At 72.4% G+C, this 16,832-nt stretch carries 13 protein-coding genes; 8 read left to right on the forward strand and 5 right to left on the reverse strand.

Annotated elements, in window-relative coordinates; all coding sequences use genetic code 11:
• Positions 1-3: 3 nt before the first annotated feature.
• The gene (locus ACESMR_RS08045) at positions 4-1,524 is read right to left on the reverse strand and encodes a metallopeptidase TldD-related protein (protein WP_373046535.1); all 1,521 of its coding nucleotides are present in this window, start codon (positions 1,522-1,524) and stop codon (positions 4-6) included.
• Positions 1,525-1,704: 180 nt separating this feature from the next.
• On the opposite strand from ACESMR_RS08045, the gene ACESMR_RS08050 reads away from it, so the two are divergent.
• Positions 1,705-2,805 carry a hypothetical protein gene (locus tag ACESMR_RS08050; RefSeq protein ID WP_373046536.1) on the forward strand — a complete coding sequence of 367 codons (1,101 nt, stop codon included), beginning with the start codon at positions 1,705-1,707 and terminating at the stop codon, positions 2,803-2,805.
• Between the two features lies 1 nt (position 2,806).
• On the opposite strand, the gene ACESMR_RS08055 is transcribed toward ACESMR_RS08050, so the two are convergent.
• A complete protein-coding gene (locus tag ACESMR_RS08055; protein WP_373046537.1) occupies positions 2,807-3,658 on the reverse strand; it encodes a hypothetical protein in 852 nt (283 codons plus the stop codon).
• 75 nt (positions 3,659-3,733) lie between these two features.
• Between ACESMR_RS08055 and ACESMR_RS08060 the strand changes: the two genes are divergently transcribed.
• From ACESMR_RS08060 to ACESMR_RS08090, 7 genes are all read left to right on the forward strand, one after another.
• Positions 3,734-4,288: a hypothetical protein gene (locus ACESMR_RS08060; RefSeq protein ID WP_373046538.1), complete on the forward strand. Its 555-nt coding sequence runs from the start codon at positions 3,734-3,736 to the stop codon at positions 4,286-4,288.
• A complete protein-coding gene (locus ACESMR_RS08065; RefSeq protein ID WP_373046539.1) occupies positions 4,281-4,937 on the forward strand; it encodes an alpha/beta hydrolase in 657 nt (218 codons plus the stop codon). The genes ACESMR_RS08060 and ACESMR_RS08065 overlap by 8 nt, the downstream gene beginning before the upstream one ends.
• Entirely contained in the window at positions 4,934-5,779 is an 846-nt protein-coding gene (locus ACESMR_RS08070; protein ID WP_373046540.1) for a DNA-3-methyladenine glycosylase family protein, read from the forward strand. The genes ACESMR_RS08065 and ACESMR_RS08070 overlap by 4 nt, the downstream gene beginning before the upstream one ends.
• 60 nt (positions 5,780-5,839) lie before the next feature.
• Positions 5,840-7,642, forward strand: coding sequence for a PQQ-binding-like beta-propeller repeat protein (locus ACESMR_RS08075; protein WP_373046541.1), 1,803 nt, complete (start codon positions 5,840-5,842; stop codon positions 7,640-7,642).
• Between the two features lie 61 nt (positions 7,643-7,703).
• Positions 7,704-10,565: an AfsR/SARP family transcriptional regulator gene (locus tag ACESMR_RS08080; protein ID WP_373046542.1), complete on the forward strand. Its 2,862-nt coding sequence runs from the start codon at positions 7,704-7,706 to the stop codon at positions 10,563-10,565.
• 126 nt (positions 10,566-10,691) lie between these two features.
• Positions 10,692-11,756 carry a class I SAM-dependent methyltransferase gene (locus ACESMR_RS08085; RefSeq protein ID WP_373046543.1) on the forward strand — a complete coding sequence of 355 codons (1,065 nt, stop codon included), beginning with the start codon at positions 10,692-10,694 and terminating at the stop codon, positions 11,754-11,756.
• A gap of 53 nt (positions 11,757-11,809) precedes the next feature.
• Complete coding sequence (locus ACESMR_RS08090) at positions 11,810-13,345, forward strand: pyridoxal phosphate-dependent decarboxylase family protein (protein WP_373046544.1); 1,536 nt, start codon at positions 11,810-11,812, stop codon at positions 13,343-13,345.
• A gap of 80 nt (positions 13,346-13,425) precedes the next feature.
• On the opposite strand, the gene ribA is transcribed toward ACESMR_RS08090, so the two are convergent.
• The 3 genes from ribA to ACESMR_RS08105 all read right to left on the reverse strand — a co-directional run bounded on the left by ribA (position 13,426) and on the right by ACESMR_RS08105 (position 16,824).
• Entirely contained in the window at positions 13,426-14,091 is a 666-nt protein-coding gene (gene ribA / locus ACESMR_RS08095; RefSeq protein WP_373046545.1) for a GTP cyclohydrolase II, read from the reverse strand.
• A gap of 217 nt (positions 14,092-14,308) precedes the next feature.
• Positions 14,309-15,859: a hypothetical protein gene (locus ACESMR_RS08100; RefSeq protein WP_373046546.1), complete on the reverse strand. Its 1,551-nt coding sequence runs from the start codon at positions 15,857-15,859 to the stop codon at positions 14,309-14,311.
• Positions 15,856-16,824 (reverse strand): ParA family protein, encoded by a 969-nt coding sequence (locus ACESMR_RS08105; RefSeq protein ID WP_373046547.1) that lies wholly within the window; start codon positions 16,822-16,824, stop codon positions 15,856-15,858. Before ACESMR_RS08105 ends, ACESMR_RS08100 begins: the two co-directional genes overlap by 4 nt.
• Positions 16,825-16,832: the final 8 nt, after the last annotated feature.

The raw sequence follows: 16,832 nt of genomic DNA on the forward strand, positions 1-16,832 counted from the left end.
CAATCAGAATCCCAGCGTGATCCCGGCGCCCGCCCGGATCCGCGTGATCGGCCCGCCGTCGGTCACGTGTTTCGTCTGCCCCTTGCCGCAGAAGCCGGGGTCGTCGCAGCGCAAGGGCCCGGCGAAGCCCTCGATCCCCTCGAGGCTCCGCCGCGTGTCCACCGCGAGGTTCGAGGGAAGGAGGCGCTCCTCGGTGAGCCTGCCGTTCACGATCAGCCTGCCGAACTGGATCGTGGTGCTCATCCCGCCCTTGCTCACCGCGCCGCCGCGGCTCCCCTCGAGGTAGACGCCGAAGGGCACGTCGGCGACGAGCCGCTCGAAGCTATCCTCCCAGCGCGCCCCCTCGCTCGGATGGAGGTAGGTGTTGGTCATCCGAACCAGCCGCCTGTCGCCCAGCTCGGAGAAGCCGCGGCCGTTGTTCGTCTCGCCGAAGTGGTGGGCGGTCTCGCGGTTGTGGAGCTTGCCGACGATCTCGCCCCGGCGGACCAGCTGCGCGGGCTGGAGCTCGACCCCCTCGTCGTCGATGAACTCGAAACCGAAGCCCGCCAGCGAGGCGAAGGTGCCGTCGGGGTTGCGGATCGGTCCGTCCCAGACGTCCACCTGCTCGCTGCCGAAGGGAACGCACGCCGGCGTGCCGTCGCGGAGGAAGAGCCCGCTCCCGCCCTCCTTGATCGTGTCCGCCTCGAAGTTGTGCCCCTCCGCCTCGTGGACGAAGACCATCGCGCTGGTGCCGAGCACGTAGTGGCTGAGCTTCTCCAGCTCGTCGGGCGCGAGGGTGCGTGCACCGTGGAGGAGGACCGCGCGCCTTGCGCTCTGGCCGATCTGCTCGCGGAAATCGGGGCGCATGCCGGCGCCGGCGAAGAGCATGTCGAGGCCGTGCACGTCGCCGATGCGGGTGCGGTGCTCGGTCATCCTGCCGGTCTCCGGATCCTTGGCGCGGGAGACCACCTGCAGGAAGGTCGCCGGCAGCACCTGGGTCTTGAAGAGCCCGTCGATGTCGGCGACGAGCTTCTCCTCGACCTGCGTCCACGCCCAGATCTCCGACTCGACGAGGAGGCCCGAGACGCTCTCCGCCGCGGCGCGATCGAGGCGCGCCACCTCCGCGGTGAGCTCGGCGAAGCGCAGCACCACCTCCTCGGCGGGATGGCGCTCCACCGGCACGCCGTAGCGCCGCCGCTCCCGGTTGGGAACGGGGGCGAGGCCGAAGCCCGGGTGGGGAACCTGCACCGCGAGGAGCTTCAGCGCCGCGTCGAGGGTGGGCCGGATCTGCTCGAAGGGGAGCAGGCCGAGCGAGACGTCGAGGGAGCGCCCCTCGTCGCCGACGAGGCGCAAGGCGAGGGCGCCCTTGCGATTGAGGGGCTTCACCACCTCGTCGCCGCCGAAGAGCCTGCTGAACTCGGCGCGGCTCACCTCTTCGATCAGCGCGTCGGCGTAGCGGACCCGGCCGCGGAGGTAGCCGAAGACGTCGTCGAGCAGCGCGACATGGCGCGCCTCTCTACTGAGCTCGAGGGGATCGCTGGGCACGTGGGCTCCTGTTGGCTCGTAGTGAATCTGTCCGTGCCCCGTCCCCCTCGCAATGGAGCCCTACCGGGGCCCGCATGTCTTGCAAGCCGCGTCGCCGCAGCACCCTACGCGCATTAGTTTGGGCCCGCGGGCACCATCCGCGAACCCCCGCCCTGCAGCGAAAGCCACGGAGAACCGAAGATGTCCAGGGTCCTGCTCCTCTCCTTCGACGAAGCGCTCCGCGAGAGGCAGGCACGCCTCCTCGCCGCAGAGGACCACCAGGTGGCGGTCGGCGAGCCGTCGTGGCCGGCTGCCTACGAGCAGGCGAAGCGCGAGCGGCCGGAGGTGCTGGTGGTCGACTGCGGGATCCGCGCTTCCCGTGGCAGGGAGACGGCGCTCGGCCTGCGGGAGAGCAAGGCGACGGCGGCGCTCCCGCTGGTGCTGCTCCGGGTCCTCGACTCGGCGAGGGAGCAGACGGAGCGGCGGGTGCCCCACGTTCGCTTCGCCACCGAGGAACAGCTCGCCACCGCGGTGCAGGAGGCGGTGCCGGCGCCGGCGGACGGCAGGGTGCGCCACGTCCCGGCCCGCACCGACGAGGAGGACATGGAGCTCTTCGAGGAGGCGGACGAGGTGGCGGACGAGATCGCCACCGGCGTGCTCCTCCCCCAGGGCTTCGCCGGCGCCTTCGCGAAGGCGGCGCGGGAGGCGCTGCTGCGCGTGGCACAGCAGGCGACCGAGGTGCTGCAGCGCGCTGGCGAGAGCCTGGCGGAGACCACCCGGGAGATCACAGGGGGCAGGCGGCCGGGCAAGGTGACGCGGCGGGGACCCGCTGCGATCGAGGAGGCGCCTGCAGCGATCGGCGGCAAGGCGGCGAAGGCGGGCAAGCGGGCGGTGGCTGCAGCGGTCGCCGCCACGCAGACGGGCCGCGTCGGCACCCGCGTCGCCGCGGAGGCGGCGAAGGAGACGGGGCGGCGCACGGGCAAGGTGGCGACGGTGACCACCCGCGGGGTGGCGGCGCCGGCACGATCGGGGGCGAAGGCCGCGGCGGAGACGGCGGCGGAGTACGCGGCGGACGCAGGGAAGGTCGCAGCGGCAGCAGCCCGGAAGGGGGCGCGCGCTTCCGCGGAAACGGTGAAGGGCGCAGCGGGCGTGGCCCGAAAGGGCAGCCGTGTCTCCGCGGAGACGGCGAAGGCAAGCAAGCCGCCCGCCCGGCAGTCCAGCCGCGTTTCCGCGGAAACGCCCCAGCCCCCCCGCAGGAGGAAGGCCGGGACGGGGGCCTCCAAACCGAGGCCGAAGCGCTGACCTAGCCCTTCGTCGCCGCCGTCATCGCCACCAGCGCCTGCCGCGCGTACCGCTCGAGGAGCTTGAGCTCGTCCGGCCCGATCGGCTCCTCCTCGTCCTCCTCCGCCTCCTCGAGCGACTCGGCGACGTAGTCCGCTGCGTAGGGCTGGAGCTTGTCCGCCGCTGCCGGCTCCGCGTTGAGCAGATCACGCAGTCGAACCGCGCCGAAGCGATCGCCGAACGCGTTGTCGAACATCTCCGCCAGCTCGAAGCAGAGGTATTCGAGGGTCTCCTGCGCCGCGCCGTCGAGCCCATCCACCGTGCGCGCCCACTCCGCCAGCTCGCTCTGCATGTTGGCGTAGCGATCCTGCCTGCGCGTCCGCTCCCGCGGCTGCATGTCGGCGAGCACCTGCCAGGTCACCTCGGTGATCTCGTAGGGCAGCTCGATGCCGGCGACGCTCCCCCGCGGCGGCAGCTCCACCTCGCGGGCAGCCGCCTCCTCCTCGTGCGCCTCCTCGTGGGCGCCGTGCTCCGCCGGCACCCAGCTGAGGATCTCCTCGGTGGACGCCCCGAAGACGAGCAGGTCCCACACGCCGAAGAGGTTCGAATAGAAGCGCATCGCGTCGCCGGGCCCGCCGAAGCGCGGCTCCTTCTCGAAGAGCCCCGGAATCACCTCGGGCGGCAACTGGTCCTTGGCGATCGCCGCCCGGAAGCGCTCCACCAGCCCGGCGACGTCCACCGTGGCGCCCGCCTTCTCGAGGAGCTTCCCGAGGAGCTCCGGCCCCTCGTAGACGCGGCCGAGCGAGGGCGCCTCGGCCACCTCGCCACGCTCCCGCCCGGCTCCATCCTTCTGCCCCTGCTTTCCACGCGCCATGGTGCTCCTCGCACTACGTTTGAGTTCTCTGCATGGTAGAAAGGCCAAACGTTTCCGCAAGGAAGGAGTGTGGCAATGCCCCGCCGCGGCGATGGGGACGGCGATCGTCCCAGGAAGAGTTGGTCGGAGATCGACAAGGCGCGCGGCAAGTCGCGGCACACCTCCAGCGACCGCACCGACCGCCAGCAGGAGCGCCTCGAGAAGTCGCAGGCGTACCGCCAGTACAAGTCGAACCTCGACAAATTCTTCGAGGGCGGCGCCACCGCAGCGCCCGATGGCCTCAAGGCCCTGCTCGATCCCTCCGGCGAGAAGAGCGCCAGGGCCAAGGCGATCGAGGCGATCCAGAAGGCGTCCGCCGAGGACCGCAAGAAGTGGTCGGAGCTGGTGAAGGCCTTCGTCGAGGAGCACGAGCTGCCCCCCGATCCCTACCTGCTCACCGAATTCCTCGGCCACCCGAAGGAGCGCGTCGCCGAGAAGGCGATGGGCAAGCTCGAGGCGATGCACGAGGCCGGCGAGCTCAAGAAGGTCCCTCCCTCCCTCGATCAGCAGCTGCGCTCCCTCGAGCTCACCGCCGACGACGACGATCTGCGCGAGCGGGCGAAGGCTTTCCGGGAGCGGCTCCGTGGCTGAGCCGGTCTTCGTCTACCTCCACGGCTTCGCCTCCGGTCCCGGCTCGAACAAGGCCCGCTTCTTCGCCGAGAAATTCGCCGCCGCAGGCGTGCCCCTCGAGCTCCCCGATCTCAACGAGGGCGAAGGGGCTTTTCGCGGCCTCACCCTCTCCCGCTCCCTCGCCCAGGTCCGCGCGATCCTCGACGCGAAGGGCGCCGAGCGCGCGGTGCTCATCGGCTCCTCCCTCGGCGGCTACGTCGCCGCCCTCGCCGCGGCGAAGGATCCGCGGGTCGAGGCGCTGGTGCTCCTCTGCCCCGCCTTCGATCTGCCCGCCCGCTGGACGAGCAAGCTCGGCGACGAGGGCATGGCGCTGTGGCGCAAGGCCCGCGAGCTCCCCGTCGATCACCACGCCTTCGGCCGCAAGGAGCCGATCGGCTTCGGCCTCTACATCGACGCCCTCGGCCACTCGCCCTACCCGCCGGTCGACGCCCCCACGCTCATCCTCCACGGCGTGAACGACGAGGACGTGCCGGTCGGCACCTCGCGCAAATTCGCCGAGGGCATGCCGAACGTGCGCCTCGTCGAATACGACTCGGACCACGGCCTCCTCGACGTCACCGAGCCGATCTGGGAGGAGACGAGGGCCTTCCTCGCGCCCTGGCTCCCGTGAGCTTCACGCTCCACCCCAGAGGTCCCTTCTCCCTCGAGCAGGCGGCGCGGGTCCTCGCCAGCTTCCCGGTTCCCACCTCGACGTGGGACGGCACCACCCTGCGCATCGCCTTCGCCCTCGAAGGAAATTGGGAGGCGGTGGGCGCCGCGCTCACGCAGGACGGCAGCGCCGTCCACGTCGACGCGCCGGCCGAGGCCCGCCCGGCGCTCGAGCGGATCTTCTCCCTCGATCAGGACGCAACCGCCTTCGAGCGGATCCTCGCCAACGACCCCGTCCTCCGCCGGATCGCCTCCCGCCACCCGGGCCTGCGCCCCGTGCTCTTCGGCTCGCCCTGGGAGGCGGCGGTCTGGTCGATCCTCACCCAGCGGGTGCAGATGGCGCAGGCCGCGACGAAGATGCGCCGCCTCGCCGAGGAGCACGGCGCCAAAGTCCAGGTGGCCGGCGAGACGCTCCACGCCTTCCCGGGCCCCGAGGAATTCCTCAGGATCCGCGGCATCCCCGGCGTCGTCGCCCAGAAGCTCGACTGGCTCCACGACGACGCCCACGCCGCGCTGCGGGGCCAGCTCGACGCAGCCCGCCTCCGCGCCCTCCCCACCGACGAGGCGGTGAAGGCGCTGCGCCAGCTCCCCGGCATCGGGGCCTTCAGCGCCGAGCTCGTGCTCATCCGCGGCGCCGGCGCCCCCGACCTGCTCCCCCTCGCCGCTGCCCGCGCCCAGCACGCAGCCGAGCGTGCCTACGGCCCCGGCGCCAGCCTCGCGCAGGTCGGCGAGCGGTGGCGGCCGATGCGCAGCTGGGGCGCGTTCCTGCTCCGCTTCGCCGGCGAAAAGCCGCCCCAGCTCTGAAGGGCTTGCCCCACCGGCGCCCGATCCGCAGCTTGAGCCGCTTCCCCCCAGGGAGGCCCCATGCGCCGCGCCGCCGCCATCCTCCTGCTGCTCGCCGCCTGCAGCGAAGCCGGCCCCTCCGCCTTGGAGCCGCGCCCCGAGCCGGCGCTCCCGCTCGACCTCCCCGCACGCATCGACTTCCCGCCCACGCAGCAGCACCGCAGCGCCGCGGCGGAAGGGCCGATCCGCAACGCCGGCCCCACCGCCCTCACCGTCGAGGTGGAGGCCCGCCCGCCCTTCGGTCCCGAGCTGCGCCGCTTCACCCTTGCGCCTGGCGAGACGAGGCAGCTCCGCTTCCTCTACCGGCCCCACTGGAGTCCGGATCCCACCCAGCCCGACGACGGCCTCGCCACGGTGCGTGCCGCCGGCAAGACCTTCGCCATCTGGCTGCGGGGCAGCAGCCAGATCGGCTGCCGAGACGATTGCACCGTCCGCGGCCCCGACGGCGAGAGCTGCCTCCCCTCCCCCGACGGCACCGCCTGCGGCAACGCCCACGACTGCAGCGACGGCGCCTTCTGCAGCGCGGGCGCCTGCATCCCCGCCCCGCTCCGCGACGGCGCCGCCTGCGACACGATGTGCGGCTCGCGCGGCGCCTGCGCCGCCGAGGCCTGCGCCCCGACCAAGCCCTCGGAAGACGGAAAGCTGTGGAGCTTCGAGAGCCCCGCACACTACCTCTACGCCAGGCAGAGCGACGAGACCGGCACGCTCCTCGTCGAGGCCCAGGGCGACTGGATCCGCCTCGGCCCCAGCGGCGACGTGTTGTGGCGCATGCCCGCCACCCGGCTCTACTTCGAGCGCGACCTCCCCGAGCTCCACCTCCTCGTCGGCAAGGATCCCGAGACCGAGACCTGGATGGCGATCGACGTCCGCACCGGCGCCACCGCCTGGAGCCTCGAGGGCGAGCGCGGCTACCAGCTGCTCGTCGACCCGGGCCTCCTGATCTTCGAGCGCGGCGACGGAAAAGGCGGCCTCCACCTCGACGCAATCGATCCCGCCACCGGCGCCCCGCGCTGGAGCCGTGAGGTGCGCGCCCGCGCCTGGTCGGTGCTTCGCGAGAGGCTTTATCCCGGCGGCATCGTCGTCGCCCTGAACGGCGACGAACTCCGCCTCGCGGTGAGCGGCAGCTCTCCGAATCCCACCGGCGATCATCGTTACGCGCTCTTCGCCCTCGATCCCGCGACCGGCAACGAACGCTGGGCAGCGAGCGGCGACGGCAGCGCGCAGCGCCTCCTCGTCGACGCGAAAGGCCGCACCTTCGTCGGCGCCTGGGACGGCTACCGCGCCGGCCACGTCGACGGCTGGGACGAAACCGGCTCGCGCCTCTGGAGCGCGAACACCGGCACCTGGGGTCACCCCGGCCAGGCGGTGAACGGCCCGATCCACCTCCTGCCCCACGCCGTGCTCACCGACGACGGCACCGCCCTCGACGGCAGCACCGGCACGCCGCGCTACCAGGCGCCCGGCGCGGTGCGTATCGACTTCGTCCACACCGCCGACACCGGCTTCACCGTGCGCTGGCAGGACATGTCCGCCCGCGACCTGCGCGCCTTCGATCTCGCCACCGGCGAGGTGCTCTTCCGGCTCCCCGGCAGCCCGCGCAACCTGCGTGCCCTCGAGGCGGAGAACGCCGTCGAGCTCACCTTCGGCACCACCGCCCTCTGCACCCTCGACCGCACCGGCGCCCTCCTCGACGAGCGCCACCTCCCGCCAGCCAGTCGCGACGCCACCAGCGTCAACGCCTGGCGGATCGGCCCCCACCTCTTCCGCGCGATGGGCCTCCCCACCGGCACCCGCATCGAAGCCTGGCCCGCCGCCCGGCGCTGACCCTGAACTCCGCTCCCCGTAGGTTCCGCAGGCGCGGATGCGGGCGTACCGTATCCGAATCATGCAGATCCGCGTTCTCGGCCCCCTGGAGGTGCAGACGTCCGCCGGCACCCTCCAGCTGCCGAAAGGACGAAAGCAGCGCCTCCTCTTCTCGATCCTGCTGCTCCAAGCGCCGCGGGTGGTCTCCACCGAGCGGCTGATCGAGCTCCTCTGGGAGGACGAGCTCCCCGACGATCCCGCCGCCTCGCTGCGGACCCAACTCTCCCGGCTGCGGGGCTACCTCAAGGAGATCGGCCCCGGCGCCACGGCGCTGCAGAGCGAGCCCCACGGCTACCGCCTCGTCCTCCCCCGCGAAACCGTCGACATCGCCCACTTCGAAGCGCTCCTCGCCCGCTCGCGCCAATCGGCCTCGCCCACCGACGAGCTCGATCTCCTCGGTGGCGCGCTCGATCTCTTCCGCGGCCGCCCCTTCGAAGAATTCGCCGATCACCCCGCCTTCACCGGCGAGACCAACCGCCTCGAGGCGCTGCGCAACGGCGCCACCGAGCGCCGGGTCGAATGCCTCATCGCCCTGCGCCGCACCGGCGACGCGATCGTCGCGGTCGAGCCCCTGCTCCGCCTCGATCCCCTGCGCGAACGCCCCCGCGCCCTCTACATGGAGGCGCTCTACCGCGCCGGCAGGCAGCACGAGGCGCTCTCCGCCTTCCAGGAGTTCCGGCGCCTCTTCTCCGAGGAGCTCGGGCTCGAGCCCTCGCCTGCGCTGGTCCGGCTCCAGGCCGAGATCCTCAAGCACGGCGCTGGTACCGACGGCACCCTCGCCCCCGATCTCTCCCACGGCGCGCCGCCCCAGCCCGACTCGCCGCTCCCCCTGCCCCTCACCAGCCTCATCGGCCGCGAAGCGGACCTCGCCCACGTGCTGCGCCTCGTGCAGGGCATGCGCCTCCTCACCCTCACCGGCGTCGCCGGCACCGGGAAGACGCGCCTTGCGCTCGAAGCCGCCCAGCGGATCCAGCAAGCGGGTACCGAGGTCGTCTGGGTCGCGCTCGACTCGATCACCGATCCCGCCTTCGTCCCCCAGGAGATCGCAGCGTCGCTGGGGATCCGCGAACAGCCCGGCCGCTCCGCCACCCAGGCGCTCATCGACGTCCTCGCCAGGCGCACGCTCCTTCTCGTCCTCGACAATTGCGAGCACCTGATCAAAGCCTGCGCCGTGGTGGCACAGGCACTGCTCCAGCGCTGCCCGGGCGTCACCATCCTCACCACCAGCCGCGAGCCCCTGGGCGTGGGCGGTGAGACCGCCTGGCCCGTCCCCTCCCTCCGTACCCCCGCCGAAGAGGCGACGGGCCTGGACGAGATCTGCGCCTGCGAATCGGTGCAGCTCTTCGTCGACCGCGCCCGCCACGCGCTCCCCGGCTTCGCGATCGAGCCCGAGAACGCGGCGGCGGTCGCCGACATCTGCCGGCAGGTGGACGGCATGCCGCTCTGCCTCGAGCTCGCCGCGGCGCTGGTCCGGATCCTCCCGCCGGAGGAGATCGCTGCCCGCCTGCAAGCGGATCTCGACGTGCTCACCAGCGGCAGCCGCACCACGCTCCCCCGGCACCAGACCCTCCGCACCGCGATCGACTGGAGCTACGATCTCCTCTCCGATCCGGAGCGCCGCCTGCTCGAGCGCCTCGCCATCTTCTCCGGCGGCTTCACCATCGCCGCGGCGGAGGCGGTCTGCGGCGACGGCCGCACCATCACCAGGTCGCGGGTCCTCCACCTGCTCACCGCCCTCGTCGACAAATCACTGGTCGTTCCCCAGCCCCGCGGCGGCGTGGCGCGCTACCGGCTCCTCCAGACCGTGCGCAGCTATGCGTGGGAGCGGCTCCTCGTCCGCAGCGAGAAGCCCGCGCTCCTCGCCCGCCACGCGGCGTTCTACGCCGCCTTCTCCGAGGAGGCGGAGCCCTGGCTCGTCCGCAACGAGCGGGCGGCCACCACCCGCCGGATCCTGCTCGAGCAGGAGAACATCCGCGCTGCCCTCTCCTGGGCCCTCACCGAACGCGATGGACTGCTCGAGGCGTACCGGCTCACCGGCTCCCTGTGGTGGTACTGGCACGCGGTGGGACGCTTCGGCGAGGCGCGGCAGTGGGCCGAGTCGACCCTCGCCGTCGCCGGCGACGTTCCCGACCGGCTCCGTGCCCGCACGCATTTCACCGCGGCGATGGCCTGCTGGCTCGTCGGCGATCCGCGGGCTTCGGTGCGCCACGCGGAGCGGGCGATCGCGCTCGCCCGCCGTGTCGGCGAACCGGCGCTGCTCATGGTCACCTCGAGCGCCGCCGTCTGGGCGCTGCGCGATCTGGGTGATCACGACGGCGCCAACGCCCACGCCGACGAGTGCGTGGAGGTGGCCCGCAGCAACGCCCTGCCCGCGAGCGATCTAGGCTTTGCCCTCTGGATCCAGATGTCCGCCGCGATCACTGCAGGCCTCGCCGAGAAGGCCCGCGCAGCCGGTAGCGAGGCGCGCACGCTGTGGGAGGGAACGGGCGATCACTGGGGCCTCTCGATGATCCTCCACGGCCTCGCCATGCTCGACCTCGAGCGCGGCGCGCTCGACAGCGCGGAGCAGCTCTGCAGGGAGGCCGTCGGGCTCCTGCGCAGCGCCGGCGAGCCCCATTTCATCGCACGAAGCATCGAAGGGCTCGCCAGCGTGCTCGCCCACAAGGGCGAGGCGGCGGACGCGGCGCGCCTCCTCGGCGCTGCGGAGGCGATCCGCGAGCGCATCGGCGCGCCCCTTCTTTCCTTCGAGGAATCCCGCCACCGCGCTGCCACCTGCGCCGTCGCTAAAGCGCTGGAACCCGAGGTCCACCGCGTGCTGTGGGAGGAGGGACGTGCGCTCACCCTTGCCGACGTCGTCGATTCCGTCGCCGGCCCGGCAGCATGAAACGGTCTTGAAATCCCCGCGAGATGCCCCCGGCAGCCGGGCGCAACCGCCCATTCGTATTCGTCCCCGGAAGCCACGGAGGCTTTCGCGGGTCGCGCGGCACGCGACCGATGAACGGAGAGACGAATGACGACGCAGATGTTCGACGAGGGGAAGTTCAACGAGCTGCTCGGCCGCGCGGTGGTCGACCTGGGGGCGGCGATGCAGGCGCCGCTCGTGGTGCTCGGCTACAAGCTCGGCCTCTACGCCGCGCTGGCGGAAGGGCCCCTCACCACCACCGAGCTGGCAACGCGCACCGGCTGCACCGAGCGCTACGTCCGGGAGTGGGCCCGCTGCCAGGCGGCTTCGGGTTACGTCACCTACGACAGCGCGAACGACCGCTTCCACCTCAGCCCGGAGCAGGCCCTGCTCTTCGCGATGGAGGAGGGGCCGGCCTACCTGGTCGGCGGCTTCGAGATCGCGCTCGCCGCCGGGAAGATCGAGCCGCGGCTCGGTGACGCCTTCCGCAGCGGTCGGGGCATCGGCTGGCACGAGCACGACGACGGCGTGCCTTGCGGCACCGCCCGCTTCTTCGCCCCCGCCTACCGGGCGAACCTCGTCTCCAACTGGATCCCGGCACTCGAGGCTGTGGAGGCAAAACTCCGCGCCGGCGCCCTGGTGGCCGACGTGGGCTGCGGCCACGGCGTCTCCACCCTGCTCATGGCCAAGGCCTTCCCGCGCTCGACCTTCATCGGGTTCGACTACCACGAGGAATCGGTGGCAGCGGCCAACGCCGCCGCCGCCAGTGCCGGCCTGCTCGGGCGGGTCACCTTCCAGCGCGCCACCGCCAAGGACTACCCCGGGACCCAGTTCGACCTGGTCACCATGTTCGACTGCCTCCACGACCTCGGCGATCCGATGGGCGCCGCGGGGCACGTGCGCGACAGCCTCGCCGCCGACGGCACCTGGATGATCGTCGAGCCCCGCGCCGGCGACCGCGTCACCGACAACTTCAACCCGGTGGGCCGCGTCTACTACGCCGCCTCCACCCTGGTCTGCACCCCCGGCTCGCTGAGCCAGGAGGTCGGCCTCGCCCTCGGCGCGCAGGCCGGCGAGGCGCCGATCCGCGCCATCGCCGACCGGATGGGCTTCCGCCGGTTCCGGCGCGCGAGCGAGACGCCGCTCCACGCCGTCTACGAAGTGCGGAGGTAGGCGGCTGGCGGGGGATTCGTCACACGAAGTGCAGTGGAAAGAGGAGGGACGAGATGGCCGAGAGAGACGTTGGCCCTGGCGGCGGTCGCGACGCACCGCTCGCGATGAGCCGGGAAGCGTTCGCGGCTGCGGCGCACGAGCTCGTGGACGTCGTCACCGACTTCCTCTTCACGCTGTCCGCGCGTCCGGTGACGCCGGACGAATCCCCCGCCGAGCTGGGCGGGATCCTGGGGGCGGAGGCCCGGCTGCCCGAAGCCGGGACCGAGGCGGGCGTGCTACTGCGCGCCGCCGCCGGGCTGCTCTTCGATCACTCGCTCTTCAACGGGCACCCGCGGTTCTTCGGGTACATCACCGCATCACCGGCACCGATCGGGATCCTCGGCGACTTCCTCGCCGCAGCGATCAACGCCAACGTCGGCGCCTGGAGGCTCGCACCGATGGCGAGCGAAATCGAAGCACAGACGGTGCGCTGGCTCGCCGAGCTGGTCGGCTTTCCCACCGACTGCGGCGGGCTGCTGGCCAGCGGCGGCAACATGGCCAACACCATCGCGCTCCTCGCCGCACGCAAGCGCGCCGCGGATTGGGACCTCCGCAAGGAGGGCGTCGCAGCGCAGGGGGCGAAGCGGCTCCGGGTCTACACCTCCCGCGAGACCCACACCTGGATCCAGAAGGCCACCGACCTCATCGGCCTGGGGACCGACGCGATCTGCTGGCTGCCCACCGACGACGAGGGGCGCATGGATCCCGAGGCGCTGCGCGGCGCCCTCGCCGAGGGCCGCGCCAACGGCGACGTGCCGGTGGCGGTGGTCGCCACCGCGGGCTCGGTGAGCACCGGCGCCGTGGATCCGCTCTACGCGATCGCCGCAATCTGCGCGGAGCACGACGCCTGGCTCCACGTCGACGGGGCCTACGGTGGCTTCGCCGCCGCGGTCCCGGGGACGCCAGCCGACCTGGGCGCCATCGGCCTCGCCGACTCGGTCGCCCTCGATCCGCACAAATGGCTCTACGCGCCGCTGGAGGCGGGCGCGGTGCTGGTCCGTGATCGCGAACGGCTCAGGGAGGCCTTCTCCTACCACCCGCCCTACTACCACTTCGGCCAGGAGGCCACGAACTACGTGGATTTCGGGCCGCAGAACTCCCGCGGCTTCCGCGCCCTCAAGGTCTGGCTCGCGCTGCGGCAGGTCGGGCGCGCGGGCTACGTGCAGATGATCGGCGACGACATCCGCCTCGCCCAGACGCTCGCTGCGCTGGTGCGGCAGGAGGCGGAACTGGAACTCTTCACCCAATACCTGAGCATCACCACGTTCCGCTACGTGCCGCAGGATCTCGCCGAGGCTCCCCGCGGCGAAGCGATCGAGCGCTACCTCGATCGCCTCAACGAGGCGCTCCTCGATCGCATCCAGCGCTCGGGGCAGGCCTTCGTCTCCAACGCGATCGTCCGGGGTCGCTACGTGCTCCGCCCCTGCGTCGTGAATTTCAACAGCACGCCGGAGGACGTGGCCGCGCTCGTCGAGCTGGTCGTCGAGCTCGGCGGCGTGATCGACCGCACCCTGCGCTCGCGGCGGGCCGAGCGGATCGACCGTTTCTGATCGCCTGCGGGCGCCGCGACGAGAAAGGGCCGCCCGGCTCTCCGGTGCGGCCCTTCGTGTTCTGCGCTGCCGTGCGTGGGTCAGCTCTTCCCGCGCCGCGAGCCCGCGTGCGCCACGCTCTGCGGCACCGCGGGCCGCTCCGGCAGCAGGTGCCGCATCCGCTCGCGCTTCACGTCGAGGTAGCGGCGCGCGTGCTCACCCACCGGCACCAGCGAGGGCACCCGGCCCTCCACCTGCACGCCGAGCGCCTCGAGGGCCTCGACCTTCGCCGGGTTGTTGGTGATCAGCTCCACCGAGCGGATCCCCAGGTGCTCGATCGCCGCAGCAGCCGCCTCGTAGGTCCGCGCATCGTCCGGCAGCCCGAGGAGCCGGTTCGCGTCCACCGTGTCGGCGCCCTGGGCCTGCAGCGCATACGCCCGGATCTTGTTGGCCAGGCCGATGCCCCGGCCCTCCTGCCGCAGGTAGAGCACCACGCCGGCGCCCCGCCGCACCACCTCGCGCATCGCGCTGTCGAGCTGGGCGCCGCAGTCGCATTTGAGCGAGGCGAAGGCCTCGCCGGTGAGGCACTCGCTGTGGACCCGGAGCGGGATCCGCTCGCCGCCCTCGACGTCGCCGTGGACCAGGGCCACGTGCTCGCGCGGATCGTCGCCGACCGTGAAGACGATCGCCTCGAAGAGCCCCTGCTCGGTGGGCAGCTCGGCGCGGGCGAGGGCGGTCAACGGTGGGAGGTGATTCGGCTGCTGCATGTTCTGGCTCTCCTCCCGGGCAAGGGCACGTTCCGTTGCGCGCCCCCTCCGATGCCTCGGATCGACCGCGGTTGCAAGGGATCCATGCGCACGACGGACCCACGCGACCGGGGCAGCCTACGCAAGAGTCCGCAGGAGGGAAATCGTGACAGGCCCCGGCGTTATGCCGGGGACCTGGGGGAGAAGGCGCCTGCCCGGCTGCACGGCAGGCCCCGCCTCAGCGCGCAGGCGAGGTGGCCACGAGCCGCTGGATCTCGGCGAGGGCCTCGCGGGTGCCCGCCAGGCGGGCGACCTCTGCCTGGAGCTGCTCGACCTTGCGGCCGAGCTGGTCGCGCTCGCGGGTGCGCTCCTCGAGCAGGGCCCCGAGCTCCTCGATCTCCGCCGCCCTGGCGTCGAGGGTCCCAGCCAGCTCGCCGAGCTCGGCCTCCGCCGCCTGGAGGAGGCCGTCGCGCTCGGCCAGCGCCGCCTCCGCCTCGGCGAGGAGGCGGGTCTGCTGCTCGTCGAGGCTTTTGAGCTCGAGGATCCGGGCCAGGGCCTGGTCGCGCTCCTCGGCGAGGGCCTCCGCCTCGGCGGCGAGCTCCTCCGCCACCCCGGCGCGCTCTGCTGCGAGGGCCTGCGCCGAATCGAGGGCCCGGGTGCGGCTGGTGAGCTCGCGGTTCGCAGCGGCGAGTTCGTCCCGGGTCAGCTCGAGGGTGCGGGCCATGGCGTCGCGGTCGGCGATGGCGGCGGAGAGCCTGCCCCGGAGTTCCTCCACCGCCCGGCGGACCGCCGCGGTGGCGTTCTCGGGAGCGACCTCCTCGGCGGTGGGCCTGGGCCGCGACGCAGCGGCGAGCCTGCCGCGCAGCTCGGCGATGCGGGCGCGGCCCTGGTGGACCGTCTCCTCGCCGGGCGCCGCCATCCGCGGCCGCGCCGCGTGGGCGGTGGCCAGGGTGCGGGCGAGGTCGGCGGAGATCGCCTCCTCGCGGGCGGGCTGCGCCGTGGTCTCGAGGGTGCGGGCCTTCGGCGCCGCTGCACGCAGATCCTGCTTCATCGTCGCCGCCAGATCCGCGGAGGGCGCCTCCGCCACGGGGCCCTGCCGGGCCATCTGCTGCTCTGCCGCAGCGGGCTTCGCTGCCGGCGCCACCGCCGCTGCTGCTTCCGCCCGGACCGGTGCCTTCGCCTCGACGGCTGCCCGCGGCGCCTCGGCAGCAGGCTGCTTCGCCGCCACCGCAGTCCTCGCCGCCTCGAGCCGCGCCGCAGCGGCCTTCACCGGCGCCGCCTCCTCCGCCAGCAGCTCCTCGTCGAGGATGTCGTCGGCATCCACCGGCACCGCCGCACGAACCACCCACGCCGGCGTCCCCGCTGCAGCCTCGGCCTTGCGCTGCTGCGGCGCGGCGCTGCTCTCCGCGCCCGCCTCCGCCGCACGGGCAGCGGCAAAACGCAGCGCGCGGGCGAGCCCCTCGCTCCGCGCGCTGCCAGCAGGCGCACGGGCCGCAACGTGGGCGGCGCTGCCTGCCTGGTGGGCGAGCTCGTCCTCGGTGTGCGCCAGCCCGTCGCGGCGCGCAGGCGCCTCGGTCGTGCTCCGCGCCACCGTGGCGGCAGCAGCGCCGGCGGCCTCCGCCACCGCCCGCGCCACGTCGGCGCCGCGGGAGGGCTTCGGCCTGCGGTTGCCGACCAGGGCCGCCGCCAGATCCTTCGAGAGCGGCGGCTCCTTCTCCACCTCGAGCACCGAGGTGGTGCGCGTGCGGGGACGGGCCTTGGAAACATTGGCATCGAACGCGCGCTTCATGCGCTCCGCTCCTGTGCCCTTGCCGCGAGCCGCGGCATGAACTCGTCGATGATCGACTGGATGTCTTCGGCGCCCTTGCTGGACGGATCGAAGGCGAAGATCGGCGTGCCCTCGCTCGAGGCCTGCGCGAACTTCGTGCACTGCCGCACCACCGTCTTCGAGAGGTATTCGCCGTAGTGCTCTTCGAGCGCCTGGCGGGCCTCGCGGGCGATCCGCGTGGTGGGATTGAAGTTGTTGAGGAGGATCGTGACGTTCTGCAGGTAGTGCTCGAGGTCCTCCTCGAGCTCGTGCACGGTCTCGAAGAGGAGCTTGAGGCCGTGGAAGCTGAGGAAGTCGGGGAGCACCGGCACGAAGAGATCGTCGCTCGACATGATCGCGTTCAAGTTGAGCAGGCCGAAGGACGGCGGCGCGTCGAGCACGCAGAAGTCGTAGCGATCCGCCACGTCCTCGAGCGCCTTGCGCAGCTTGAACTCGCGGCCGGACATCGGCATCAGCGCGAGATCGATGGTGCTCATCCGCAGGTTCGAGGCGACGAGATCGAGCTCGGCGAGCGGCGTGTGGATCACCGCGTCGGCGATGGGGAGCTTCTTCACCAGCACGTCGAAGAGCGTGTACTTCTGCTCCTCACCCTCGAAGCCGACACATTTGGTGGCGTGGCCCTGCGAGTCGAGATCGAGGAGCAGCACCCGGTGGCCGAGCTCGGCGAGGCGGTAGGCGTAGGAGGTGGAGAGGCTGGTCTTGCCGGTGCCGCCCTTGAAGTTGAGGAAGAGCTGCCGCCGCATCTGCCGGCGCGGCGGGTGCGCGCCCAGGGCGGCGCGGTAGGCGGAGAGATCACCGGGGCCGTAGGAGTCGCGGCGACCGCCCAGCTCCACGAGCCCCTCGAGGTTGTCGGCGATGGTGAGCTCCGACTCCGAGAAGCCGAGCAGCTCGGCAAAGCGCTTGCGGGGGTAGCGGACTTCTTCCACGGCGTCTC

Source organism: Vulgatibacter sp., from assembly GCF_041687135.1.
In the GTDB taxonomy this organism is placed as follows: domain Bacteria; phylum Myxococcota; class Myxococcia; order Myxococcales; family Vulgatibacteraceae; genus JAWLCN01.